2 protein-coding genes are annotated in these 521 nt (G+C 71.0%); both read left to right on the plus strand.

Annotation, left to right across the window (positions count from 1 at the left end; genetic code table 11):
* A partial coding sequence (locus ABD323_RS45355; RefSeq protein WP_344447769.1) for a tyrosine-type recombinase/integrase occupies positions 1 to 230 on the plus strand: 230 nt, incomplete at its 5' end.
* Positions 227 to 521: hypothetical protein (locus ABD323_RS45360; protein ID WP_344447770.1), on the plus strand; the 295-nt coding region annotated here is incomplete at its 3' end. The genes ABD323_RS45355 and ABD323_RS45360, both read left to right, overlap by 4 nt.

Consider the following 521-nt stretch of genomic DNA (forward strand, 5'->3'; position numbering starts at 1 on the left):
CCGAGATGTTGTCCCGGCGAGCGGGGGCCGCCGGGGTGACTCATCTGCACCCGCACCAGTTCCGGCACACCTGGGCCGCGGACCTGAAGGGCGCGAACATGTCCGACGACCAGCTCGAACGGCTCGCGGGGTGGACCACTCCGACGATGTCCCGACGTTACGGCTCGCATGTGGCCGACGAGCAGGCTCGCGAGGCCGCGCGCCGGCTCGCGCGGGGTGACCGGCTGTGAGCGCCAAGGGCCGGGTCGCCGAGGCGCTCCGGATGTTCTACGGCCTGGAGGGGGACCCGGCGACGTTGCATCGTCTTCACGCCGTGCGATGCCCCGCCGGCCGGCCGCTCTACACGGTGTGGCTCGTGCCCGGTCACGGCCGGTGGGTGGCCGGACAGGTCCGGTCCACGCGCACCACTGTGGACGGAGAGGCGACGAAGTCGATGTTCACGACGCACCCGCTCGAACGGGTCATCGGGCGCGAGGTGGAATACGTGTGTCAGTGCCACCCGACACGGAGTGTCCGAATCG

The sequence above is a fragment of the Kitasatospora nipponensis genome (genome assembly GCF_039528135.1).
GTDB lineage: Bacteria > Actinomycetota > Actinomycetes > Streptomycetales > Streptomycetaceae > Kitasatospora > Kitasatospora nipponensis.